This window comes from Streptomyces sp. NPDC028308 (assembly GCF_055565855.1).
In genome coordinates this window covers 91,649-114,645 of sequence record NZ_JBVHTO010000009.1, presented here as the reverse complement: position 1 = coordinate 114,645, position 22,997 = coordinate 91,649, and the positions used below count along the sequence as shown (strand labels likewise).

Genomic DNA, 22,997 nt, shown 5'->3' with positions numbered 1-22,997 from the left:
CCGTGCAGACCCCCGTGGACACCCCTGCGGACACCGGCCGCCGGTCCCTCGCGGACACCCTCCCGGCGATCCCCTCCCTCGCGGGCGCCGAGGAGCTGACCTGCGACGTCCTCGTCATCGGCGGCGGCACGGCCGGCACCATGGCGGCACTGACCGCCGCCGAGCACGGCGCGGACGTCCTCCTCCTGGAGAAGGCGCACGTCCGCCACTCCGGCGCCCTCGCCATGGGCATGGACGGCGTCAACAACGCGGTCGTCCCCGGCCGTGCCGAGCCGGACGACTACGTCGCCGAGATCACCCGCGCCAACGACGGCATCGTCGACCAGTCCACCGTCCGCCAGACCGCGACCCGCGGCTTCGCGATGGTCCAGCGGCTGGAGTCCTACGGCGTCAAGTTCGAGAAGGACGAGCACGGCGAGTACGCGGTCCGACAGGTGCACCGCTCCGGCTCGTACGTGCTGCCGATGCCCGAGGGCAAGGACGTCAAGAAGGTCCTCTACCGGCAGCTGCGGCGCCGCGAGATGCGCGAGCGGATCCGCATCGAGAACCGCGTCATGCCGGTCCGGGTGCTCACCGCCGAGGGACGCGCGGTGGGCGCGGCGGGCTTCAACACCCGCACCGGGCGGTTCGTCACCGTGCGCGCCGGGGCGGTCGTCCTCGCGACCGGCGCCTGCGGCCGTCTCGGGCTGCCCGCCTCCGGCTACCTCTACGGCACCTACGAGAACCCCACCAACGCCGGTGACGGCTACGCCATGGCCTACCACGCGGGCGCCGAGCTCACCGGCATCGAGTGCTTCCAGATCAACCCGCTGATCAAGGACTACAACGGCCCCGCCTGCGCCTACGTCGCCAACCCCTTCGGCGGCTACCAGGTCAACCGGCACGGCGAACGCTTCGTCGACTCCGACTACTGGTCGGGCCAGATGATGGCCGAGTTCGCCGCTGAGGTCGCGAGCGACCGGGGCCCGGTGTACCTCAAGCTGAGCCACCTCCCCGAGGAGTCGGTCAGCGCGCTCGAATCCATCCTGCACACGACCGAGCGCCCCACCCGCGGCACCTTCCACGCGGGCCGCGGCCACGACTACCGCACCCACGACATCGAGATGCACATCTCCGAGATCGGCCTGTGCGGCGGCCACTCCGCGTCCGGCGTACGGGTCGACGAGCACGCCCGCACGACCGTGCCGCGCCTGTACGCCGCCGGGGACCTGGCCTGCGTCCCCCACAACTACATGATCGGCGCGTTCGTCTTCGGCGACCTGGCCGGCGCGGATGCCGCCCGCCACCGCGCCTACGAGGGCACCCTGCCGCAGGACCAGCTGCGGGAGGCGCACGAGCTGATCTACCGCCCGCTGCGCAACCCGGACGGCCCGCCGCAGCCCCAGGTCGAGTACAAGCTCCGCCGCTTCGTCAACGACTACGTCGCCCCGCCGAAGTCCGGCGCCCGTCTCTCGCTCGCCCTCGACGCCTTCGAGCGGATGCGCGCGGACGTCGCCGCCATGGGGGCCCGCACCCCGCACGAGCTCATGCGGTGCGCCGAGGTCACCTTCATCCGTGACTGCGCGGAGATGGCCGCCCGTGCCTCGCTCGCCCGCACGGAGTCCCGCTGGGGTCTCTACCACGACCGCACGGACCACCCCGCGCGGGACGACGACGCCTGGTTCCACCACCTCGACCTGCGCAAGTCCCCCTCCGGCGCGATGGAGTTCACTGCCCGCCCCGTGGCCCCTTACCTGGTCCCCGTCGAGGGCTTCACCCCCTCCGGGGGCCCGTCCCGCCACCTCGGCGAGGTCCACCCGGAGGGCGTCGCCACCGCCGGGCCACGCGACGCGGCACCGGTGGCGGCGTCAATCCCCGGGGCAGCTCCGGGGGCGACGGCACGGTCGGCGTCGGACGGCTCCTCCCGTCTCGACGGTGACGCGGGGAGCGCGGGCGTCGAGGGTCGCGCCGGTGACGCGCGCGCGGCGGCCTCACCCCGGCTGCTGGAACTCCTCGCCCTCACCGAGGACGAGCCCGAGCTCTCCGCCGTACGGCCCTATCTGGCCGACCCCGAGCCCGCCGTGCGCCGTGCCGCCGTCGCCCTCCTCACCGAGACGACCCCGCCCGGCACCGGTCCCGCCGTCGGCGCCGCCCTGCGCGACCCCGACGGCGACGTCCGCGCCACCGCCGCCGCGTCGCTGCGCGAACTCGTCGAGACCCTCACCCCCGAACCGGCCCTGCACGACACCCTGGTGCACGCCCTCGCCGGGGAGGACCCCCTCGTCCGCACCACGGCGCTCGACGTCCTGCGCGCCCTGCGCCTCGGCTCCCCCGGCGTCTACGCCGATGCCCTGGACGACCCCGACACCGCCGTCCGCATCGCGGGCGTCCGGGGCCTGGTCTCGGTGGACGCGGCGGGGCCGCTGCTCGCCGCCGCGGGGGACCCGTCCCGCGAGGTCCGCGTCACCGTGGCCAAGGCCCTCGCCGGGGTGAGCCCGTCGGGCGCCGTCGAGGGCGCGCTCGGCCGGCTCACCGGGGACTCCGACGCCCTCGTCCGCGCCGCCGCCTACGAGGCGCTGGCCACCACCGGCTGCCCGCCCGCGCTCGCCGCCCGCGCCGTCGCCGCCGGTACCGATCCGGCCTGGCAGGTCAGGTCGGGCGCCGCCACCGCGCTGTCCGGCGCCGACCCCGAGGTCGCCGTCCCCGCCCTGGCCGGTGCACTCCGGGACCCGAACGCCGACGTCCGCAAGGCAGCCGTCCTCGCACTGGTCCGGCACACCGGGTTCCACGAGGACGCCCGCGCCGCCCTCGCCACGGCCACCTCGGACACCGACGCGGACGTCAGGGCGTATGCCGCACGCGCCCTGTGAGACCGGCGAGATGAGCGGGCCCGAGGGCGCCGCGCCCTACATCCAGTCCTCGGGCTCCGGCTCGGGTCCGTCCAGCTCGGGCCAGTCCGGGTCCGGGACATGAGCGGAACCGGAGCCGGAGGTACGCCCCGTGTCGTCGGAGACGGAAGCGGAGGCGGAGGCGGAGGCGTGCCCAGTCGTACGGCCGCCACCGGAGCCTGAGCTACGGCCCCCACCGGAACGGGCGCCGGAGCCCTCACCGGACCCGGGGCTGCTGTCGGCACCGGAACGGGAAGCGGGGACTTCACTGGACCTGCGGGTCAGTCCCTCATCGGAGCCGGAAGCGGGGCTCTGGCCGGAGCCGCGGGCGGCGCCGTCGCCGGAACCAGAGGTCGGGCTGTCCCCGGCGGCCGGGGCCGCTGTCGTGGCGCCCGCCTCGGCGAGTGCCGCGAGGACTCCCTCCCCGTACGTCGCCAGCTTCTTCTCGCCCACGCCGCCGATCCGGCCCAGCTCCGCCACCGAGGCCGGCGCCGCGGTGGCGATCTCCCGGAGGGTGGCGTCGTGGAAGATGACGTACGCGGGGACGCCCTGCTCCTTGGCCTGGGCCGCGCGCCAGGAGCGCAGGGCCTCGAAGACGGGGACCAGCTCGGCGGGCAGCTCGGCCACGGCGGCCTTGGTCCGCTTCTCGCCCCGGCCGGAACCCGACCGGGAGGTGACCGGCTTCGCCGACTCCTTGCGCAACGGCACCTGGCGCTCGCGTCGCAGCACCGTCCCGCTGGCCTCGGTCAGCACCAGCGTGCCGTAGTCCCCCTCCACCGCGAGCAGGCCCTGGGCCAGCAACTGCCGGACCACACCGCGCCATTCGGACTCCGACAGCTCCTCGCCGATGCCGAACACGGACAGCTGGTCGTGGTCGAACTGGATCACCTTGGCCGTGCGCCGGCCGAGCAGGATGTCGACGATCTGGACCGCGCCGAACTTCTGCCCCCGCTCCCGCTGGAGCCGGACGATCGTCGAGAGCAGCTTCTGGGCGGCGACCGTGCCGTCCCAGGTCTCCGGCGGGGCCAGGCACGTGTCGCAGTTGCCGCAGCGGTCGGCCTGCGGGTCCTGGCCGAAGTAGGCGAGGAGCTGGGAGCGGCGGCACTGGACCGTCTCGCACAGCGCCAGCATCGAGTCCAGGTGGGCGGCGGCCCGGCGGCGGAACGCCTCGTCGCCCTCGCTGCCCTGGATGAGCTTGCGCTGCTGCACCACGTCCTGCAGCCCGTAGGCCATCCAGGCCGTGGACGGCAGTCCGTCGCGTCCCGCGCGGCCGGTCTCCTGGTAGTAGCCCTCGACGGACTTGGGGAGGTCGAGGTGGGCGACGAACCGCACGTCCGGCTTGTCGATGCCCATGCCGAAGGCGATGGTCGCGACGACGACCAGCCCCTCCTCCCGGAGGAAGCGCGACTGGTGGGCCGCGCGGGTGCCCGCGTCCAGCCCCGCGTGGTACGGCACGGCCTCGATGCCGTTGCGCGAGAGGAACTCGGCGGTCTTGTCGACCGAGTTGCGCGAGAGGCAGTACACGATGCCCGCGTCGCCCGCGTGCTCCTCACGCAGGAAGGACAGCAGCTGCTTCTTGGGGTCGGCCTTCGGGACGATGCGGTACTGGATGTTGGGCCGGTCGAAGCTGGCCACGAAGTGGCGGGCGTCCGGCATGCCGAGGCGCTGGGTGATCTCCTTGTGCGTCGCGTGCGTGGCGGTCGCGGTGAGGGCGATGCGGGGGACGTCGGGCCAGCGCTCGCCGAGGAGGGACAGGGCCAGGTAGTCCGGGCGGAAGTCGTGGCCCCACTGGGCGACGCAGTGCGCCTCGTCGATCGCGAAGACCGAGATCTTGGCGCGCGAGAGCAGGTCCAGCGTGCCCTGAAGGCGCAGCCGCTCCGGGGCCAGGTAGAGCAGGTCCAGCTCGCCGGCCAGGAACTCCGCCTCGACCGTCCGCCGCTCGTCGAAGTCCTGCGTGGAGTTCATGAAGCCCGCGCGCACGCCGAGCGCCCGCAGCGCGTCCACCTGGTCCTGCATCAGCGCGATGAGCGGCGAGACGACGACGCCCGTGCCGGGTCTGACCAGGGCCGGGATCTGGTAGCAGAGGGACTTGCCGCCGCCGGTCGGCATGAGGACGACGGCGTCGCCCCCGTCGACCACGTGGTCGATGACGGCTCCCTGCTCGCCGCGGAAGGCCTCGTACCCGAAGACCCGGTGCAGCGTGGCCAGCGCCTCGCTCTGTGCCGGTCCCGTCATCGCGTCCGCTCCGGTCACCACAGCTGTCCCGCCCATCCCGCTCATCGCCCGTCGTCCCCCGTATGCCGTGCTTCGCCCACGACAGCCACCATAGGGCTCCGCACCGACAGCCCCGGGAGTTGTCCACAGGCTGCGACCGTCCCGTTCCGTTGCGCCACGCTCCCGCGGCCCGCACATCCGTACAGGTGTCCGACCCGGCGCCGAGTCCGGAACGCGCGCGGGCCCCGGTCCTCCCTGCGGAGGCCGGGGCCCGGCACGTACACGGTCGGCGTCAGCGGACGAAGACCCCCGCCTGGCCGGCCAGGTCAAGGAAGTACTGGGGCGCCACACCCAGCACCAGCGTGACGGCCACGCCGACCGCGATCGCCGTCATGGTCAGCGGCGACGGCACGGCGACCGTGGGGCCCTCGGGGCGCGGCTCGCTGAAGAACATGAGCACGATGACGCGGATGTAGAAGAAGGCCGCGATCGCCGACGAGATCACACCGACGACGACCAGCGCACCCGCACCGCCTTCCGCCGCCGCCTTGAACACGGCGAACTTGCCCGCGAACCCGGAGGTCAGCGGGATGCCCGCGAAGGCCAGCAGGAAGACCGCGAACACGGCCGCCACCAGCGGGGACCTGCGTCCGAGCCCCGCCCACTTGGACAGGTGCGTGGCCTCGCCGCCCGCGTCCCTGACCAGGGTCACGACCGCGAAGGCGCCGATCGTGACGAAGGAGTACGCGCCCAGGTAGAACAGCACGGACGAGACCCCGTCGGGCGTCGTGGCGATGACACCCGCGAGGATGAAGCCCGCGTGCGCGATGGACGAGTACGCCAGGAGCCGCTTGATGTCGGTCTGGGTGATCGCGACGATCGCGCCGCCCAGCATGGTGACGATCGCGACGGCCCACATGACCGGCCGCCAGTCCCAGCGCAGGCCGGGCAGGACGACGTACAGCAGGCGGAGCAGGGCGCCGAAGGCGGCCACCTTCGTCGCCGCGGCCATGAAGCCGGTGACCGGGGTGGGCGCGCCCTGGTAGACGTCCGGGGTCCACATGTGGAACGGCACGGCGCCGACCTTGAACAGCAGGCCCATGACGACCATCGCGACGCCGATCAGCAGCAGCGCGTCGTTGCCCATGGTGCCGGCGAGCGCCGGGTCCACGTTCTGCACGGTGCCGTCGACGACCTGGGCGACCGTCGCGTACGACACCGAGCCCGCGTACCCGTACAGCAGGGCGATGCCGAACAGGGTGAACGCGGAGGCGAAGGCGCCGAGCAGGAAGTACTTGACGGCGGCCTCCTGCGACATGAGCCGCTTACGGCGGGCCACGGCGCACAGCAGGTACAGCGGGAGGGAGAAGACCTCCAGCGCGATGAACAGCGTCAGCAGGTCGTTCGCCGCGGGGAAGACCAGCATGCCGCCGACCGCGAAGAGCAGCAGCGGGAACACCTCGGTGGTGGTGAAGCCCGCCTTGACGGCGGCCTTCTCGCTGTCGCTGCCGGGCACGGACGCGGCCTGTGCGGCGAAGGAGTCGACGCGGTTGCCGTGCGCCTCCGGGTCGAGCCGGCGCTCGGCGAAGGTGAAGACGCCGAGCACCGCGGCGAGCAGGATCGTGCCCTGCAGGAAGAGCGCGGGTCCGTCCACGGCGATGGCGCCCATGGCCGCGATGTGCGCCTTCGTCGTGCCGTATCCGCCGGCGGCGAGCGCCACGACCGCGGCGAACGCGGCGGCGAGCGCGACGACGGACACGAACACCTGGGCGTAGTAACGGGACTTGCGAGGCACGAACGCCTCGATCAGGACCCCGATGACCGCCGCCCCGATGACGATCAAGGTGGGCGACAACTGCCCGTATTCGATCTTCGGCGCGTCGATCTTCGAGATCGGGTCGGCCGCGTTTGTCCACAGGCTGTGGACGGCTACTGCGCTCACTTGGCCGCCTCCACCTCGGGCTTGGGGTCCTTCTTGTGTACGTCTGACATGGTCTGCTGGACCGCCGGGTTGACGATGTCGGTGAGCGGCTTCGGGTAGACGCCCAGGAAGATCAGCAGCGCGATCAGCGGGGCGACGACCAGGAGCTCACGCACCCTGAGGTCGGGCATCTCCGAGACTTCCGACTTCACCGGGCCCGTCATCGTCCGCTGGTAGAGGACGAGCGTGTAGAGCGCGGCGAGGACGATGCCGAAGGTGGCGATGATGCCGATGGCCGGGTAGCGCGAGAACGTGCCGACCAGCACCAGGAACTCGCTGACGAACGGCGCGAGTCCGGGCAGCGAGAGGGTCGCGAGACCGCCGATCAGGAACGTGCCGGCGAGCACCGGCGCGACCTTCTGCACCCCTCCGTAGTCGGCGATCAGACGCGAGCCGCGCCGCGAGATCAGGAAGCCGGCCACCAGCATCAGGGCGGCCGTCGAGATCCCGTGGTTGACCATGTACAGCGTCGCGCCGGACTGGCCCTGGCTGGTCATCGCGAAGATGCCGAGGATGATGAACCCGAAGTGCGAGATGGACGCGTAGGCCACCAGCCGCTTGATGTCGCGCTGGCCGACCGCGAGCAGCGCCCCGTAGATGATGCTGATCAGCGCCAGTACGAGGATGACGGGCGTCGCCCACTTCGAGGCCTCCGGGAACAGCTGGAGGCAGAAGCGCAGCATCGCGAAGGTGCCGACCTTGTCGACCACCGCGGTGATCAGGACGGCGACCGGGGCCGTGGCCTCACCCATCGCGTTCGGCAGCCAGGTGTGCAGCGGCCACAGCGGCGCCTTCACCGCGAAGGCGAAGAAGAAGCCGAGGAAGAGCCACCGCTCCGTGCTGGTCGCCATGTCCAGCGAGCCGTTGGCCCGGGCCTCGGCGATCTCCTGGAGCGAGAAGTTCCCGGCGACCACGTAGAGGCCGATGACGGCGGCCAGCATGATCAGGCCGCCCGCCAGGTTGTAGAGGAGGAACTTCACGGCGGCGTACGAGCGTTGTGTCGCCGCCACCGCGTCCCCGTGCTCGTGCGCACGGTCCCCGAAGCCGCCGATGAGGAAGTACATCGGGATGAGCATGGCTTCGAAGAAGATGTAGAAGAGGAAGACGTCGGTGGCCTCGAAAGAGATGATCACCATCGCCTCGACGGCCAGGATCAGGGCGAAGAAGCCCTGGGTCGGCCGCCAGCGGCTGCTTCCGGTCTCGTGCGGGTCGGCGTCGTGCCAGCCCGCGAGGATCACGAACGGGATCAGCAGGGCGGTCAGCGCGACGAGCGCCACCCCGATGCCGTCCACGCCCAGTTCGTACCGGACCCCGAAGTCCGCGATCCAGGAGTGGGATTCGGTGAGCTGGTAACGGTCGCCGCCCGGTTCGAAGCGGACCAGGACGACCGCGGCGAGGACCAGGGTGGCGAGCGAGATCAGCAGCGCCAGCCATTTGGCCGCGACGCGTCGCGCGGCCGGCACCGCGGCCGTGGCGATCGCCCCGAGGGCCGGGAGCGCCGCCGTCGCTGTCAGCAGGGGAAAGGACATCGGTATCAGACCGCCCTCATCAGCAGGGTCGCGGCGATGAGGACCGCCGCACCGCCGAACATCGAGACCGCGTACGAGCGCGCGTAGCCGTTCTGCAGCTTGCGCAGGCGCCCGGAGAGCCCGCCGACCGAGGCCGCCGTGCCGTTGACCACGCCGTCGACCAGGGTGTGGTCGACGTACACCAGGGAGCGGGTGAGGTGCTCCCCGCCGCGCACCAGCACGACGTGGTTGAAGTCGTCCTGGAGCAGGTCGCGCCGGGCGGCCCGGGTGAGCAGGGAGCCGCGCGGGGCGACCACCGGGACGGGGCGGCGCCCGTACTGGGCGTAGGCGACGGCGACACCGACGACGAGGACCACCATCGTGGCGAGCGTGACCGTCAGGGCGCTGAGCGGCGAGTCGCCGTGCTCGTGCCCCGTGACCGGCTCCAGCCAGTGCAGGAAGCGGTCGCCGATGCTGAAGAACCCGCCCGCGAAGACCGATCCGAAGGCCAGCACGATCATGGGGATCGTCATGGACTTCGGCGACTCGTGGGGGTGCGGTTCCGCGTGCTCGCCGTGCTGCTCCGCCGCGGGCTCCACGCTCGGCTCGGCCGGGGAGGGCGTCGGCGTGTTCCGCCAGCGCTCCTCGCCGAAGAACGTCATCAGCATCACGCGCGTCATGTAGTACGCGGTGATCGCGGCGCCCAGCAGGGCCGTGCCGCCGAGGATCCAGCCCTCGGTGCCGCCCTTGGCGAAGGCCGCCTCGATGATCTTGTCCTTGGAGAAGAAGCCGGACAGGCCCGGGAAGCCGATGATGGCCAGGTAGCCGAGGCCGAAGGTCACGAAGGTGACCGGCATGTACTTCCGCAGGCCGCCGTACCGGCGCATGTCGACCTCGTCGTTCATGCCGTGCATGACCGAACCGGCGCCGAGGAAGAGCCCGGCCTTGAAGAAGCCGTGCGTGACCAGGTGCATGATCGCGAAGACGTAGCCGATGGGGCCGAGTCCGGCCGCCAGCACCATGTAGCCGATCTGCGACATGGTCGAGCCGGCCAGCGCCTTCTTGATGTCGTCCTTCGCGCAACCGACGATCGCACCGAAGAGGAGCGTGACGGCGCCGACGACGGTGACGACCAGCTGCGCGTCCGGCGCGGCGTTGAAGATCTCGCCGGAGCGGACGATCAGGTAGACGCCCGCGGTCACCATGGTCGCGGCGTGGATGAGGGCCGAGACCGGGGTCGGGCCCTCCATCGCGTCGCCGAGCCAGGACTGCAGCGGCACCTGGGCCGACTTGCCGCAGGCGGCCAGCAGCAGCATCAGGCCGATGGCCGTCAGCTTGCCCTCACCGGAGTCGTCCACGCTGCTCAGCACCGGCCCGAAGGCGAAGGTCCCGAAGGTCGTGAACATCAGCATGATGGCGATCGACAGGCCGACGTCGCCGACGCGGTTGACCAGGAAGGCCTTCTTCGCGGCGGTGGCGGCGCTCGACTTGTGCTGCCAGAAGCCGATCAGCAGGTACGAGGCGAGGCCGACGCCCTCCCAGCCGACGTACAGCAGGAGGTAGTTGTCGGCGAGGACGAGCAGCAGCATCGCCGCGAGGAACAGGTTCAGATAGCCGAAGAAGCGGCGGCGCCGCTCGTCGTGCTCCATGTACCCGATCGAGTACACGTGGATCAGCGAGCCGACGCCGGTGATCAGCAGCACGAACGTCATCGACAGCTGGTCGAGCTGGAAGGCGACGTCCGCCTGGAAGCCCTCGACGGGCACCCAGCTGAACAGGTACTGCGTCAGGGTCCGGTGCTCGGCGTCCTTGCCCAGCATGTCGGCGAAGAGGACCGCGCCGATCACGAAGGACGCGGACGCGAGGATCGTGCCGATCCAGTGCCCGACGGCGTCCAGCCGGCGGCCGCCGCACAGCAGTACGGCCGCTCCGAGCAGAGGCGCCGCCACCAGCAGCGCAATCAAGTTACCCACGATTCAGCGACCCCTTACAGCTTCATCAGGCTGGCGTCGTCGACCGAGGCCGAGTGGCGGGAACGGAACAGCGACACGATGATCGCGAGTCCGACCACGACCTCCGCGGCGGCGACGACCATCGTGAAGAAGGCGATGATCTGGCCGTCGAGATTGCCGTGCAGGCGGGAGAAGGCGACGAACGCGAGGTTGCAGGCGTTGAGCATCAGCTCGACGCACATGAACACCACGATCGCGTTCCGCCTGATGAGCACACCGGTGGCGCCGATCGTGAACAACAGGGCGGCGAGATACAGGTAGTTGACCGGGTTCACTTGGGACCCTCCCCTGTCTTCGTGCGCTCCAGGCGCTCCTCGGCGCGCTGCTCCAGGGCCTTCAGGTCGTTCAGTGCCTCGGTCGACACGTCACGGATCTGGCCGCGCTCGCGCAGCGTCTTGTTGACCGTCAGCTCCGACGGCGTGCCGTCGGGCAGCAGGCCGGCGATGTCCACCGCGTTGTGCCGGGCGTAGACACCGGGCGCCGGCAGCGGCGGCAGGTGCTTGCCCTCGCGGACGCGCTCCTCGGACAGCTGGCGCTGGGTCTTGGCCCGCTCGGTGCGCTCGCGGTGCGTCAGCACCATGGCGCCGACGGTGGCGGTGATGAGCAGCGCGCCGGTGATCTCGAAGGCGAACACGTACTTCGTGAAGATGAGGGAGGCGAGGCCTTCCACGTTCCCGTTCGCGTTCGCCTGGGCGAGGCCGTTGAAGTCCTTCACCGACGCGTTGCCGATGCCGGCGAACAGCAGGATGCCGAAGCCGAGACCGCAGAGCAGGGCCAGCCAGCGCTGGCCCTTGATGGTCTCCTTCAGCGAGTCCGCCGCCGTGACGCCGACGAGCATGACCACGAAGAGGAACAGCATCATGATCGCGCCCGTGTAGACGACGATCTGCACGACGCCCAGGAAGTACGCGCCGTTGGCGAGGTAGAAGACCGCCAGGATGATCATGGTCCCGGCGAGACAGAGCGCGCTGTGCACGGCCTTCTTCATGAAGACGGTGCACAGGGCGCCGATCACGGCGACGGTGCCGAGGACCCAGAACTGGACAGCCTCTCCGGTGGAGGTGGAGTAGGCGGCGAGCGGCATCATCGGCGGATCACCTTCTCCGACGCCGGTTCGTCCTCGCCGAAGGTGGACGCGGCCTCCTGCGGCACCTCGCCCTGGGAGACGGCCACCTGGCGCTCCGTGCCCGGCGCGGCCTCGGTGACCAGTCCGCGGTAGTAGTCCTGCTCGTCCGTGCCGGGGAAGATCGAGTGCGGGCTGTCGACCATGCCCTCCTCCAGTCCGGCGAGCAGCTGCTCCTTGGTGTAGATCAGATTGGCGCGGCTGCTGTCGGCCAGCTCGAACTCGTTCGTCATCGTCAGCGCGCGCGTGGGGCACGCCTCGATGCACAGTCCGCACAGGATGCAGCGGGCGTAGTTGATCTGGTAGACGCGGCCGTACCGCTCGCCCGGCGAGTAGCGCTCCTCGTCGGTGTTGTCCGCGCCCTCCACGTAGATCGCGTCGGCGGGGCAGGCCCAGGCGCACAGCTCGCAGCCGACGCACTTCTCCAGGCCGTCCGGATGGCGGTTGAGCTGGTGCCGGCCGTGGAACCGCGGGGCGGTGGTCTTCGGCTGCTCCGGGTACTGCTCGGTCAGCCGCTTCTTGAACATGGCCTTGAAGGTCACGCCGAAGCCGGCGACGGGGTTCTGGAAGCCGGGTTTCGTCTGCCCGGTCTCCTTCGGCTCCTCAGCCATCGGACCCCTCCTTTCCGTCACGAGTCCCGCCGAGTGATCCGTCACTCGCAGTATCGGACCCACCACTGACAATCAACTCCCGCTCGCGGCGCGGGCGGCGCCGCGGGACCGGCGGCAGTTCCTGGCCGGGCAGCGGCGGCACGGGGAAGCCGCCGGCCATCGGGTCGAAGGCGGCCGGCTCGGCGGGTGCCTCCTGCTCCTTGGATCCCCGGTCGCGGAAGATGTCCACGACGAACGAGAGCAGCAGCAGGGCGAGGACACCGCCGCCCACGTACAGGGCGATGTCGGCGAAGTCGTAGTTCTCGTTGCGCAGGGTCCGGACGGTCGCGACGAGCATCAGCCAGACCACGGAGACCGGGATCAGGACCTTCCAGCCGAGCTTCATCAGCTGGTCGTAGCGGACCCGGGGCAGCGTGCCGCGCAGCCAGATGAAGAAGAACAGCAGCAGCTGCACCTTCACCGTGAACCAGAGCATCGGCCACCAGCCGTGGTTGGCGCCCTCCCAGAAGGTGCTGACCGGCCACGGGGCCCGCCAGCCGCCCAGGAAGAGCGTCGTGGAGACGGCCGAGACCGTCACCATGTTCACGTACTCGGCGAGCATGAACATCGCGAACTTGATCGACGAGTACTCGGTGTTGAAGCCGCCGACCAGGTCGCCCTCGGACTCCGGCATGTCGAACGGGGCGCGGTTGGTCTCGCCGATCATCGTCACGACGTAGATGACGAAGGAGACCGGCAGCAGCACGATGTACCAGCGGTCGTGCTGCTGCTCCACGATCGTGGACGTCGACATCGACCCGGAGTAGAGGAAGACCGAGGCGAACGCGGCGCCCATGGCGATCTCGTAGGAGATCATCTGGGCGCAGGAGCGCAGACCGCCGAGCAGCGGGTACGTCGACCCGGAGGACCAGCCCGCGAGGACGATGCCGTAGATGCCCACCGAGGCGACCGCGAGGATGTAGAGCATCGCGATCGGCAGGTCGGTGAGCTGCATCGTGGTGCGGTGGCCGAAGATCGAGACCTCGTTGCCGGCCGGCCCGAAGGGGATCACCGCGATCGCCATGAACGCCGGGATGGCCGCGACGATCGGCGCGAGGACGTAGACCACCTTGTCCGCGCGTTTGACGATGACGTCTTCCTTGAGCATCAGCTTGATGCCGTCGGCGAGCGACTGGAGCATGCCCCAGGGGCCGTGCCGGTTGGGGCCGATGCGCAGCTGCATCCAGGCGACGACCTTGCGCTCCCACACGATGGAGAAGAGCACGGTGATCATCAGGAAGGCGAAGCAGAAGACCGCCTTGACGACGACCAGCCACCAGGGGTCGCGGCCGAACATCGAGAGGTCTTCAGCGGCGAGGTACGGAGTCATGCCTCCACCTCCTTGGGGGCCTCGGCAGCGTGCGTCGCCGGGCCGATGTGGACGAGTGCGCCGGGCAGCGCCCCGGTGTCGGAGGCGACGCCCCCTCCGGTGGAGTTCAGCGGGAGCCAGACGACCCGGTCGGGCATCTCGGTGATCCGCAGCGGCAGTTCGACGACTCCGGCGGGGCCGGTGACGGCGAGGAGACCGCCCTCCTCGACGCCCGCCTCGGCGGCCGTGGCGGCCGACACCCGCGCGTGTGCGGCGTGCCGGGTCCCGGCCAGCGCCTCGTCGCCCTCCTGGAGGCGGCCGAGGTCGAGCAGCAGCCGGTGGCCCGCGAGCACGGCCTCGCCGGCGGCGGGCCGCGGCAGCAGCGCAGACGTCTCCAGCGGGTCGTCGGCGCGCGGCCCGTCCCAGGCGCCGAGCCGGTCCAGCTCGGCGCGCGCGGTGCGCAGGTCCGGCAGGCCCAGGTGGACATCCATCGCGTCAGCCAGCATCTGCAGGACGCGCGCGTCGGTGGGCGCGAGACGGCGGGTCATCTGGTCGGGCTTGAGCGCCGCCTCGAAGAGCCGCACCCTGCCCTCCCAGTTGAGGAACGTGCCCGACTTCTCGGCGACCGCGGCGACCGGCAGGACGACGTCGGCGTGGTCGGTGACCTCACTGGGACGCAGTTCGAGCGAGACCAGGAAGGGCACCTCGGCGAGGGCGGCACGCGCGCGTACCGGGTCGGGGAGGTCGTTGACCTCGACGCCCGCCACCACCAGCGCCTGCAGCTCACCGCCGGCGGCGGCGTCCACGATCTGGCCGGTGTCGCGGCCGTAGCGGTGCGGGAGTTCGGCGACGCCCCAGACGGCGGCGACCTCGTCCCGCGCGCGCGGGTCGGTGGCCGGGCGGCCGCCCGGCAGCAGCGACGGCAGCGCGCCCGCCTCGATCGCGCCGCGCTCCCCGGCCCGGCGCGGGATCCACACCAGCCGGGCCCCGGTCGCGGTCGCGGCCCGTACGGCGGCGGTCAGACCGCCCGCGACGGCGGCGAGCCGCTCGCCGACCGCGATGACCGCGCCCTCGGTGCGCAGCGCCTCGGCCGCCCGGGCCCCGTCGCCCTCCAGGCCGACGCCGCTCGCGAGGGCGTCCAGCCACTCGGTCTCGGTGCCGGGCGCGGCGGGCAGCAGCGTGCCGCCCGCCTTCTCCAGGCCCCGGGTGGCGTGCGTGGCGAGCGAGAAGGTCCGCTGGCCGTGTCCCCGCCAGGCCTTGCGCAGCCGCAGGAAGACGCCGGGCGCCTCCTCCTCGGACTCGAAGCCCGCGAGCAGCACGGCGGGCGCCTTCTCCAGGGAGGTGTACGTGACGCCCGTGCCGTCGAGGTCCAGGCCGCGGCCGGCGACCCGGGCCGCCAGGAAGTCGGCCTCCTCGCTGCTGTGCACGCGCGCGCGGAAGTCGATGTCGTTCGTGTCGAGGGCCACCCGCGCGAACTTGCTGTACGCGTAGGCGTCCTCGACGGTCAGCCGGCCGCCGGTCAGCACCCCGGCCCGGCCGCGCGCGGCCGACAGCCCGCGGGCCGCCGCCTCCAGCGCCTCCGGCCAGGAGGCGGGCTCCAGCTCACCGGACGCGCCGCGCACCAGCGGGGTGCCGATCCGGTCCGGCCGCTGCGCGTAGCGGAAGCCGAACCGCCCCTTGTCGCACAGCCACTCCTCGTTGACCTCGGGGTCCTCGGCGGCGAGGCGCCGCATGACCTTGCCGCGCCGGTGGTCGGTGCGGGTCGCGCAGCCGCCGGAGCAGTGCTCGCACACCGACGGCGAGGAGATCAGGTCGAAGGGCCGCGAGCGGAAGCGGTACGCCGCCGAGGTGAGCGCGCCGACCGGGCAGATCTGGATCGTGTTCCCGGAGAAGTACGACTCGAAGGGGTCGCCCTCGCCGGTGCCGACCTGCTGGAGCGCGCCGCGCTCGATCAGCTCGATCATCGGGTCGCCGGCGATCTGGTTGGAGAAGCGGGTGCAGCGTGCGCACAGCACGCACCGCTCGCGGTCCAGCAGCACCTGGGTGGAGATCGGGACCGGCTTCTCGTAGGTCCGCTTGCGGCCCTCGAAGCGGGAGTCGGCCTGTCCGTGGGACATGGCCTGGTTCTGCAGCGGGCACTCGCCGCCCTTGTCGCAGACCGGGCAGTCCAGCGGGTGGTTGATGAGCAGCAGCTCCATCACCCCGTGCTGCGCCTTCTCGGCGACGGGCGAGGTGAGCTGCGTCTTGACGACCATCCCGTCGGTGCAGGTGATGGTGCAGGACGCCATGGGCTTGCGCTGGCCCTCGACCTCGACGATGCACTGGCGGCAGGCGCCGGCCGGGGCGAGGAGGGGGTGGTCGCAGAACCTGGGGATCTCGATGCCGAGCTGTTCGGCGGCCCGGATGACCAGGGTGCCCTTGGGCACGCTGATCTCCACGCCGTCGATCGTCAGCGAGACCAGGTCCTCCGGCGGGATCGCCGCCTCGCCGCCTCCGGAGGGAGCGCTGGTGGTCACTGTCATGCGTTCACCTCCGCGTGCTTGTCCGCCCAGGCGGTCGACTTGGCCGGGTCGAAGGGGCAGCCCCGGCCCGTGATGTGCTGCTCGTACTCCTCGCGGAAGTACTTGAGCGAGGAGAAGATCGGCGAGGCCGCGCCGTCGCCGAGGGCGCAGAAGGACTTGCCGTTGATGTTGTCGGCGATGTCGTTCAGCTTGTCGAGGTCGGACATCGCGCCCTTGCCGGCCTCGATGTCGCGCAGCAGCTGGACGAGCCAGTACGTGCCCTCACGGCACGGGGTGCACTTGCCGCAGGACTCGTGGGCGTAGAACTCGGTCCAGCGGGTGACCGCGCGGACGACGCAGGTGGTCTCGTCGAAGCACTGGAGCGCCTTGGTGCCGAGCATGGAGCCCGCGGCGCCGACGCCCTCGTAGTCCAGCGGGACGTCGAGGTGCTCGTCGGTGAACATCGGGGTGGAGGAGCCGCCCGGGGTCCAGAACTTCAGCCGGTGTCCGGGGCGCATCCCGCCGCTCATGTCGAGCAGCTGGCGCAGGGTGATGCCGAGCGGCGCCTCGTACTGGCCGGGGCTCGCGACGTGGCCGCTGAGCGAGTACAGCGTGAAGCCCGGGGACTTCTCACTGCCCATCGACCGGAACCACTCCTTGCCCTTGTTCAGGATGGCGGGAACCGACGCGATCGACTCGACGTTGTTCACCACGGTGGGGCAGGCGTAGAGGCCCGCGACCGCGGGGAAGGGGGGACGCAGGCGCGGCTGGCCGCGGCGCCCCTCCAGCGAGTCGAGCAGCGCGGTCTCCTCACCGCAGATGTACGCGCCCGCTCCGGCGTGCACGGTGAGTTCGAGGTCGAGTCCGCTGCCGAGGATGTTCTCGCCGAGGTACCCGGCGGCGTAGGCCTCGCGGACCGCCTCGTGCAGCCGGCGCAGGACGGGGACGACCTCGCCGCGCAGGTAGATGAAGGCGTGCGAGGACCTGATCGCGTAGCAGGCGATGACGATGCCCTCGATGAGGCTGTGCGGGTTCGCGTAGAGGAGGGGGATGTCCTTGCAGGTCCCCGGCTCCGACTCGTCGGCGTTGACGACCAGGTAGTGCGGCTTGCCGTCGCCCTGGGGGATGAACTGCCACTTCATCCCGGTGGGGAAGCCGGCGCCGCCGCGGCCGCGCAGACCGGAGTCCTTGACGTACGCGATGAGGTCGTCCGGCGACATGGCGAGCGCCTTGCGCAGCCCCTCGTACCCCTCGTGCCTGCGGTAGACGTCCAGGGTCCAGGACTTCTCCTCGTCCCAGAACGCCGACAGCACGGGCGCGAGCAGCTTCTCGGGGCTGCTCCCCCCGCCGGCCTCCGGCTGGGAGGTGCCTCCGTATTGAGTGGACAAGGTCATCACTCCCCCTCCTCGGCTGCGGGACCCGCCGGGTGGGACGGGTCGGAGGCCGACGTGTCCTGCGGCGCGTCGTGCGAGCTGAGGTGTTCGGCAGGCGACGGCTCGTGCGGGGTCCCGTCCTGGGGGCCGGAGCCCCGCGGGTGGACCACCCGTGCGGCGCCGGTCTCGCCCTTGGCCAGCCGCAGACCGGTCAGCGAGGCGGGGCCCGCGCTGCCGCCGGCCTCCACGGCGCCTTCCCGCTCGTCGGGGAAGCCCGCCAGGATCCGGGCGGTGTCCTTGAACGTGCACAGGGGGGCGCCGCGGGTCGGCTCGACCCGGGCTCCGGTGCGCAGGTCGTCGACGAGCCGCTTGGCGGAGTCGACGGTCTGGTTGTCGAAGAACTCCCAGTTGACCATCACGACCGGGGCGAAGTCGCAGGCCGCGTTGCACTCGATGTGCTCCAGGGTGACCTTGCCGTCGCCGGTGGTCTCGCCGTTGCCGACGCCCAGGTGGTCCTGGAGCGCCTCGAAGATGGCGTCGCCGCCCATCACCGCGCACAGGGTGTTGGTGCAGACGCCGACCTGGTAGTCGCCGCTGGGCCTGCGGCGGTACATGGAGTAGAAGGTGGCGACCGCGGTGACCTCGGCGGTGGTCAGGCCGAGCATCTCGGCGCAGAACCGCTGTCCGGTGCGCGTGACGTGGCCCTCCTCGGACTGCACGAGGTGCAGCAGCGGCAGGAGCGCGGAGCGGGAGTCCGGGTAGCGGGCGATGATCTCGCGCGCGTCCGTCTCCAGCCGGGTCCGGACGTCGTCCGGGTAGTCGGGCGCGGGCAGTTGCGGCATGCCCAGGCTGACACCCTCGGGAGTGGTGGTCACCGGTCGACGCCTCCCATCACGGGGTCGATGGACGCGACGGCGACGATGACGTCGGCGACCTGGCCGCCCTCGCACATCGCCGCCATGGCCTGGAGGTTGGTGAAGGACGGGTCGCGGAAGTGGACCCGGTAGGGGCGGGTGCCTCCGTCGGACACGGCGTGCACGCCCAGTTCGCCCTTGGGCGACTCGACGGCCGCGTACGTCTGTCCCGGCGGGACGCGGAAGCCCTCGGTCACCAGCTTGAAGTGGTGGATGAGGGCCTCCATGGAGGTGCCCATGATCTTCTTGATGTGGTCGAGCGAGTTGCCGAGACCGTCGGGGCCGAGCGCGAGCTGGGCGGGCCAGGCGATCTTCTTGTCGGCGACCATGACCGGGCCGGGCTGGAGCCGGTCCAGGCACTGCTCGATGATCCGCAGCGACTGGCGCATCTCCTCCAGGCGGATCAGGAAGCGCCCGTAGGAGTCGCAGGTGTCGGCGGTCGGGACCTCGAAGTCGTAGGTCTCGTAGCCGCAGTACGGCTGGGCCTTGCGCAGGTCGTGCGGCAGGCCCGCCGAGCGCAGGACGGGCCCGGTGGCGCCGAGGGCCATGCAGCCGGCGAGGTCGAGGTAGCCGACGTCCTGCATACGGGCCTTGAAGATGGGGTTCCCGGTGGCGAGCTTGTCGTACTCGGGAAGGTTCTTGTGCATCTTCTTCACGAACTCGCGGATCTGGTCCACCGCGCCGGGCGGCAGGTCCTGGGCGAGTCCGCCGGGCCGGATGTACGCGTGGTTCATCCGCAGGCCGGTGATCAGCTCGTAGATGTCGAGGATGAGCTCGCGGTCGCGGAAGCCGTAGATCATGATCGTCGTGGCGCCGAGCTCCATGCCGCCGGTGGCGATGCACACCAGGTGGGAGGAGAGCCGGTTGAGCTCCATCAGGAGCACCCGGATGATCGTGGCGCGGTCGGGGATCTGGTCCTCGATGCCGAGGAGCTTCTCCACCGCGAGGCAGTACGCCGTCTCGTTGAAGAACGGCGTCAGGTAGTCCATGCGCGTCACGAACGTCGTGCCCTGCGTCCACGTCCGGTACTCGAGGTTCTTCTCGATGCCGGTGTGCAGGTAGCCGATGCCGCAGCGGGCCTCGGTGACGGTCTCGCCGTCGATCTCCAGGATGAGCCGGAGCACGCCGTGCGTGGAGGGGTGCTGCGGCCCCATGTTGACGATGATGCGCTCGTCGTCGGACTTGGCCGCGGCCTGGGCGATCTCGTCCCAGTCGCCGCCGGTGACGGTGTAGACGGTGCCCTCGGTCGTCTCGCGGGCCGAGGCGGCCGATGCCCCGGAAGGGGTCTGCGTGCTCATGAGTACGACCTCCGCTGGTCCGGAGCCGGGATCTGGGCGCCCTTGTACTCGACGGGGATGCCGCCGAGGGGATAGTCCTTGCGCTGCGGGAAGCCCGGCCAGTCGTCCGGCATCATGATCCGCGTCAGTGCCGGGTGGCCGTCGAAGACCAGCCCGAAGAAGTCGTACGTCTCGCGCTCGTGCCAGTCGTTCGTCGGGTAGACGGCGACCAGCGAGGGGACGTGCGGGTCGGCGTCCGGGGCGCTGACCTCCAGGCGGATCAGCCGGTTGTGGGTGATCGAGCGCAGGTGGTAGACGGCGTGCAGCTCGCGGCCCTTGTCCTCGGGGTAGTGCACGCCGGAGACGCCGGTGCACAGCTCGAACCGCAGGGCCGGGTCGTCGCGCAGGGTCCGCGCGACCTGGACCAGGTGCTCGCGCTCGATGTGGAAGGTCAGCTCGTCGCGGTCCACGACCGTCTTGCCGATCGCGTTCTCCGGGACGAGGCCCTGTTCCTCCAGGGCGCCCTCCAGCTCGTCGGCGACCTCGTCGAACCAGCCGCCGTAGGGGCGGGTGGCCGGGCCGGGCAGCCGGATGGAGCGGACCAGGCCGCCGTAGCCGGAGGTGTCGCCGCCGTTGTTCGCGCCGAACATGCCGCGCTGGACGCGGATCTCCTCGCCCTGGTCGCCCCGCTGGCCCGGGAGGTTGGAGGCGCCGAGGTCCTTCTCGGGGTTCACCCCGTTGCCGTTCGCGTCGCTCACCGCAGCAGGCCCTTCATCTCGATGGTGGGAAGCGCCTTGAGCGCCGCTTCCTCCGCCTCGCGGGCCGCCTCCTCGGCGTTCACGCCGAGCTTGGAGGTCTGGATCTTCTGGTGGAGCTTGAGGATCGCGTCCATCAGCATCTCGGGCCGCGGCGGGCAGCCGGGCAGATAGATGTCGACCGGGACGATGTGGTCGACGCCCTGCACGATGGCGTAGTTGTTGAACATTCCGCCCGACGAGGCGCACACCCCCATGGAGATCACCCACTTGGGATCGGGCATCTGGTCGTAGACCTGCCGCAGCACCGGCGCCATCTTCTGGCTGACCCGGCCGGCGACGATCATCAGGTCCGCCTGGCGCGGAGATCCGCGGAAGACCTCCATGCCGAAGCGCGCCAGGTCGTAGCGGCCCGCGCCGGTCGTCATCATCTCGATGGCGCAGCAGGCGAGTCCGAACGTGGCGGGGAAGACGGACGACTTGCGCACCCAGCCCGCGGCCTGCTCGACGGTGGTCAGCAGGAAGCCGCTCGGCAGCTTTTCTTCGAGTCCCATGGCTTAAGGCCCCTCAGTCCCATTCCAAGCCGCCGCGCCGCCATACGTACGCGTACGCGACAAAGACGGTGAGCACGAAGAGCAGCATCTCCACGAGCCCGAAAACACCCAGGGCGTCGAAGGTGACGGCCCAGGGGTAGAGGAAGACGATCTCGATGTCGAAGACGATGAAGAGCATCGCCGTCAGGTAGTACTTGATGGGGAAACGCCCGCCGCCGGCCGGCGTGGGGGTCGGCTCGATGCCGCACTCGTAGGCCTCGAGCTTGGCCCGGTTGTACCGCTTCGGACCGATCAGCGTGGCCATGACCACGGAGAAGATCGCAAAGCCTGCCCCGAGGGCTCCCAGTACGAGGATGGGCGCATACGCGTTCACCGCTCCTCGCTCCTCTCAGTCGGCACTGACTGCTGGCGGTTGTGCCGGACGAGTCACCGCCCCACCCGTCCCACGAGCCCCGTGCGTCCCGACGAAGATCGCGTACATGTGAAGCAGGTCACAAGCCCAACTGCCCCGCATCTTATGCCTGCCGGTCTGTGATCTGCGACACGGGGGTGGGGAAGGACTTTGTGATCTCCACCACCAGTCGAAGGATCATGAAGTCGGATGAGCGGTGATCTTCGTACGCGAAGCAGTCAAGTGATCACCAAGAGGTGACATTTTCGCTCGTCGCCGCTGGTCGGAGCCCTGGCGCATTATCAAGCCACCGCGAGCGCAGGCAAATTGGCGCTGGACCAGATCCCTTGATAGAGGGGCCCGTTCACACATCAGGGGGACCGGTGTGGACGGATGTGGACACGTGCGCCCGTTCACGAGCGGAGGGCGGTCGCGTTTTCGCGCGGGACGCGTCGGCCGGGGCCGCCGTTCCGTGACGTGCGTCACACCGGCGTCGGCTCCGGATAAACGGGGCTTGGCCACTGGCCTCAACCAGTGGTAGGCGCGGGGCAATTCGGGCGTAATTCCGAAAGCCCATGATCACAGGCGTGATCGACTCTGTCCGCAATGCCCGTTACGGCGTCAATGAGGGGCGCAGCGCCCGCTTTTCGGCCGTCCGTTGAACAACTGTGGCGCACCACACGTTTCTTGAAGGTATGGAGGAGCCCCTGGTACCGCTTGTACCCATGTCCCACACCGCTCACATACGCAGCCACCGGAAGCCCCGCCGCAACGCGTCGAGTCTCGCGATGCGCGCCGGAGTTGCCGGTGGCGTTCTCAGCACCCTGGCAGTGGCCGGGGCGTCCGGTGCGGCGAGCGCCGCCGAGCCCGTGACGCAGACCATCGAACTGCCGACCCTGACGGCCGACCTGTCCACTCAGGTCGCCCAGTCCGCGGACGCCACCCAGCAGGCGGCGGCCAACTACGAGCTGCAGGCGGAGCGCGACGCGGCCGCGGCCAAGGCCGCGAAGCAGGCCAAGGCCGACCTCGCCGACGCCAAGAAGAAGGCGGAGGCCCGGAAGAAGGCCGAGGCCGAGCGCAAGGCCGCCGCCACCCAGGCCGCCTCGCGGTCGTCCCAGCGCACCACCCTCGCGGCCTCGGCGGACGCCGACGTCCCCGTCGCCGCCAGCGGCAGCGTCGCCACCGTCATCGCCTTCCTGAAGGCACAGGTCGGTGACGCCTACGTCATGGGCGGCACCGGCCCCAACGCCTGGGACTGCTCCGGGCTCGTCCAGGCCGCGTTCAAGCAGGTCGGCGTCGACCTGCCGCGCGTCTCGGAGGCCCAGTCCACCGCCGGCACCCCCGTGTCGCTCTCCAACGTGCAGGTGGGGGACATCCTGTACTGGGGCTCGGCCGGATCGGCGTACCACGTCGGCGTCTACATCGGCAACGGCCAGTACCTGGACGCCGCCAACCCCTCCAAGGGCGTGGTGATCCAGGATCTTTCGGGCTATCCGGCCACCGGCGCGGTGCGGGTGCTGTAGCCGAGAGCGTTTCACCGAAGGCCACCTTCCGGGCGGGAAGGTGGC

17 protein-coding genes are annotated in these 22,997 nt (G+C 70.8%); 2 read left to right on the top strand and 15 right to left on the bottom strand.

Annotated elements, in window-relative coordinates; genetic code table 11:
- Nucleotides 1-2: 2 nt before the first annotated feature.
- Nucleotides 3-2,849: a fumarate reductase/succinate dehydrogenase flavoprotein subunit gene (locus ACZ4VA_RS21525; RefSeq protein WP_468082374.1), complete on the top strand. Its 2,847-nt coding sequence runs from the start codon at nucleotides 3-5 to the stop codon at nucleotides 2,847-2,849.
- 36 nt (nucleotides 2,850-2,885) lie between these two features.
- On the opposite strand, the gene recQ is transcribed toward ACZ4VA_RS21525, so the two are convergent.
- The 15 genes from recQ to ACZ4VA_RS21450 all read right to left on the bottom strand — a co-directional run bounded on the left by recQ (nucleotide 2,886) and on the right by ACZ4VA_RS21450 (nucleotide 21,411).
- A complete protein-coding gene (recQ, locus tag ACZ4VA_RS21520; RefSeq protein ID WP_388906551.1) occupies nucleotides 2,886-5,138 on the bottom strand; it encodes a DNA helicase RecQ in 2,253 nt (750 codons plus the stop codon).
- Nucleotides 5,139-5,373: 235 nt separating this feature from the next.
- Entirely contained in the window at nucleotides 5,374-7,023 is a 1,650-nt protein-coding gene (gene nuoN / locus ACZ4VA_RS21515) for an NADH-quinone oxidoreductase subunit NuoN (RefSeq protein WP_356167088.1), read from the bottom strand.
- Nucleotides 7,020-8,591, bottom strand: a complete 1,572-nt coding sequence (locus tag ACZ4VA_RS21510) for an NADH-quinone oxidoreductase subunit M (RefSeq protein WP_356167085.1) — start codon at nucleotides 8,589-8,591, stop codon at nucleotides 7,020-7,022. The genes nuoN and ACZ4VA_RS21510 overlap by 4 nt, the downstream gene beginning before the upstream one ends.
- 5 nt (nucleotides 8,592-8,596) lie before the next feature.
- A complete protein-coding gene (nuoL, locus tag ACZ4VA_RS21505) occupies nucleotides 8,597-10,543 on the bottom strand; it encodes an NADH-quinone oxidoreductase subunit L (protein WP_355786329.1) in 1,947 nt (648 codons plus the stop codon).
- Between the two features lie 14 nt (nucleotides 10,544-10,557).
- On the bottom strand, nucleotides 10,558-10,857 hold the full coding sequence (gene nuoK / locus ACZ4VA_RS21500) for an NADH-quinone oxidoreductase subunit NuoK (RefSeq protein ID WP_006133113.1): 300 nt from the start codon (nucleotides 10,855-10,857) through the stop codon (nucleotides 10,558-10,560).
- The gene (locus ACZ4VA_RS21495; RefSeq protein WP_355786325.1) at nucleotides 10,854-11,669 is read right to left on the bottom strand and encodes an NADH-quinone oxidoreductase subunit J; all 816 of its coding nucleotides are present in this window, start codon (nucleotides 11,667-11,669) and stop codon (nucleotides 10,854-10,856) included. The genes nuoK and ACZ4VA_RS21495 overlap by 4 nt, the downstream gene beginning before the upstream one ends.
- Nucleotides 11,666-12,316: an NADH-quinone oxidoreductase subunit NuoI gene (nuoI, locus tag ACZ4VA_RS21490; protein WP_355786322.1), complete on the bottom strand. Its 651-nt coding sequence runs from the start codon at nucleotides 12,314-12,316 to the stop codon at nucleotides 11,666-11,668. Before nuoI ends, ACZ4VA_RS21495 begins: the two co-directional genes overlap by 4 nt.
- Entirely contained in the window at nucleotides 12,309-13,685 is a 1,377-nt protein-coding gene (gene nuoH / locus ACZ4VA_RS21485; protein ID WP_388906557.1) for an NADH-quinone oxidoreductase subunit NuoH, read from the bottom strand. The genes nuoI and nuoH overlap by 8 nt, the downstream gene beginning before the upstream one ends.
- Entirely contained in the window at nucleotides 13,682-16,186 is a 2,505-nt protein-coding gene (locus ACZ4VA_RS21480) for an NADH-quinone oxidoreductase subunit G (protein WP_356167074.1), read from the bottom strand. Before ACZ4VA_RS21480 ends, nuoH begins: the two co-directional genes overlap by 4 nt.
- A complete protein-coding gene (gene nuoF, locus ACZ4VA_RS21475; protein WP_355779453.1) occupies nucleotides 16,183-17,559 on the bottom strand; it encodes an NADH-quinone oxidoreductase subunit NuoF in 1,377 nt (458 codons plus the stop codon). The genes ACZ4VA_RS21480 and nuoF overlap by 4 nt, the downstream gene beginning before the upstream one ends.
- Nucleotides 17,559-18,380 carry an NADH-quinone oxidoreductase subunit NuoE gene (nuoE, locus tag ACZ4VA_RS21470; RefSeq protein WP_355779494.1) on the bottom strand — a complete coding sequence of 274 codons (822 nt, stop codon included), beginning with the start codon at nucleotides 18,378-18,380 and terminating at the stop codon, nucleotides 17,559-17,561. The genes nuoF and nuoE overlap by 1 nt, the downstream gene beginning before the upstream one ends.
- 29 nt (nucleotides 18,381-18,409) lie before the next feature.
- Entirely contained in the window at nucleotides 18,410-19,750 is a 1,341-nt protein-coding gene (locus ACZ4VA_RS21465; RefSeq protein WP_355779456.1) for an NADH-quinone oxidoreductase subunit D, read from the bottom strand.
- Nucleotides 19,747-20,487: an NADH-quinone oxidoreductase subunit C gene (locus tag ACZ4VA_RS21460; RefSeq protein ID WP_355779458.1), complete on the bottom strand. Its 741-nt coding sequence runs from the start codon at nucleotides 20,485-20,487 to the stop codon at nucleotides 19,747-19,749. Before ACZ4VA_RS21460 ends, ACZ4VA_RS21465 begins: the two co-directional genes overlap by 4 nt.
- On the bottom strand, nucleotides 20,484-21,038 hold the full coding sequence (locus tag ACZ4VA_RS21455) for a NuoB/complex I 20 kDa subunit family protein (protein WP_355779461.1): 555 nt from the start codon (nucleotides 21,036-21,038) through the stop codon (nucleotides 20,484-20,486). The genes ACZ4VA_RS21460 and ACZ4VA_RS21455 overlap by 4 nt, the downstream gene beginning before the upstream one ends.
- A 13-nt stretch (nucleotides 21,039-21,051) precedes the next feature.
- The gene (locus ACZ4VA_RS21450; protein ID WP_007383963.1) at nucleotides 21,052-21,411 is read right to left on the bottom strand and encodes an NADH-quinone oxidoreductase subunit A; all 360 of its coding nucleotides are present in this window, start codon (nucleotides 21,409-21,411) and stop codon (nucleotides 21,052-21,054) included.
- Between the two features lie 713 nt (nucleotides 21,412-22,124).
- Between ACZ4VA_RS21450 and ACZ4VA_RS21445 the strand changes: the two genes are divergently transcribed.
- A complete protein-coding gene (locus tag ACZ4VA_RS21445) occupies nucleotides 22,125-22,952 on the top strand; it encodes a C40 family peptidase (RefSeq protein ID WP_121405424.1) in 828 nt (275 codons plus the stop codon).
- Nucleotides 22,953-22,997 lie beyond the last annotated feature (45 nt).

Coding starts and splice junctions, on each gene's coding strand:
- nuoF (WP_355779453.1), bottom strand. CDS start 17,559: ATGACCTTGTCCACTCAATACGGAGGCACCTCCCAGCCGGAGGCCGGC.
- recQ (WP_388906551.1), bottom strand. CDS start 5,138: ATGGGCGGGACAGCTGTGGTGACCGGAGCGGACGCGATGACGGGACCG.
- ACZ4VA_RS21455 (WP_355779461.1), bottom strand. CDS start 21,038: ATGGGACTCGAAGAAAAGCTGCCGAGCGGCTTCCTGCTGACCACCGTC.
- nuoH (WP_388906557.1), bottom strand. CDS start 13,685: ATGACTCCGTACCTCGCCGCTGAAGACCTCTCGATGTTCGGCCGCGAC.
- ACZ4VA_RS21510 (WP_356167085.1), bottom strand. CDS start 8,591: ATGTCCTTTCCCCTGCTGACAGCGACGGCGGCGCTCCCGGCCCTCGGG.
- nuoE (WP_355779494.1), bottom strand. CDS start 18,380: ATGCCGCAACTGCCCGCGCCCGACTACCCGGACGACGTCCGGACCCGG.
- ACZ4VA_RS21445 (WP_121405424.1), top strand. CDS start 22,125: ATGGAGGAGCCCCTGGTACCGCTTGTACCCATGTCCCACACCGCTCAC.
- ACZ4VA_RS21480 (WP_356167074.1), bottom strand. CDS start 16,186: ATGACAGTGACCACCAGCGCTCCCTCCGGAGGCGGCGAGGCGGCGATC.
- nuoI (WP_355786322.1), bottom strand. CDS start 12,316: ATGGCTGAGGAGCCGAAGGAGACCGGGCAGACGAAACCCGGCTTCCAG.
- ACZ4VA_RS21495 (WP_355786325.1), bottom strand. CDS start 11,669: ATGATGCCGCTCGCCGCCTACTCCACCTCCACCGGAGAGGCTGTCCAG.
- ACZ4VA_RS21465 (WP_355779456.1), bottom strand. CDS start 19,750: ATGAGCACGCAGACCCCTTCCGGGGCATCGGCCGCCTCGGCCCGCGAG.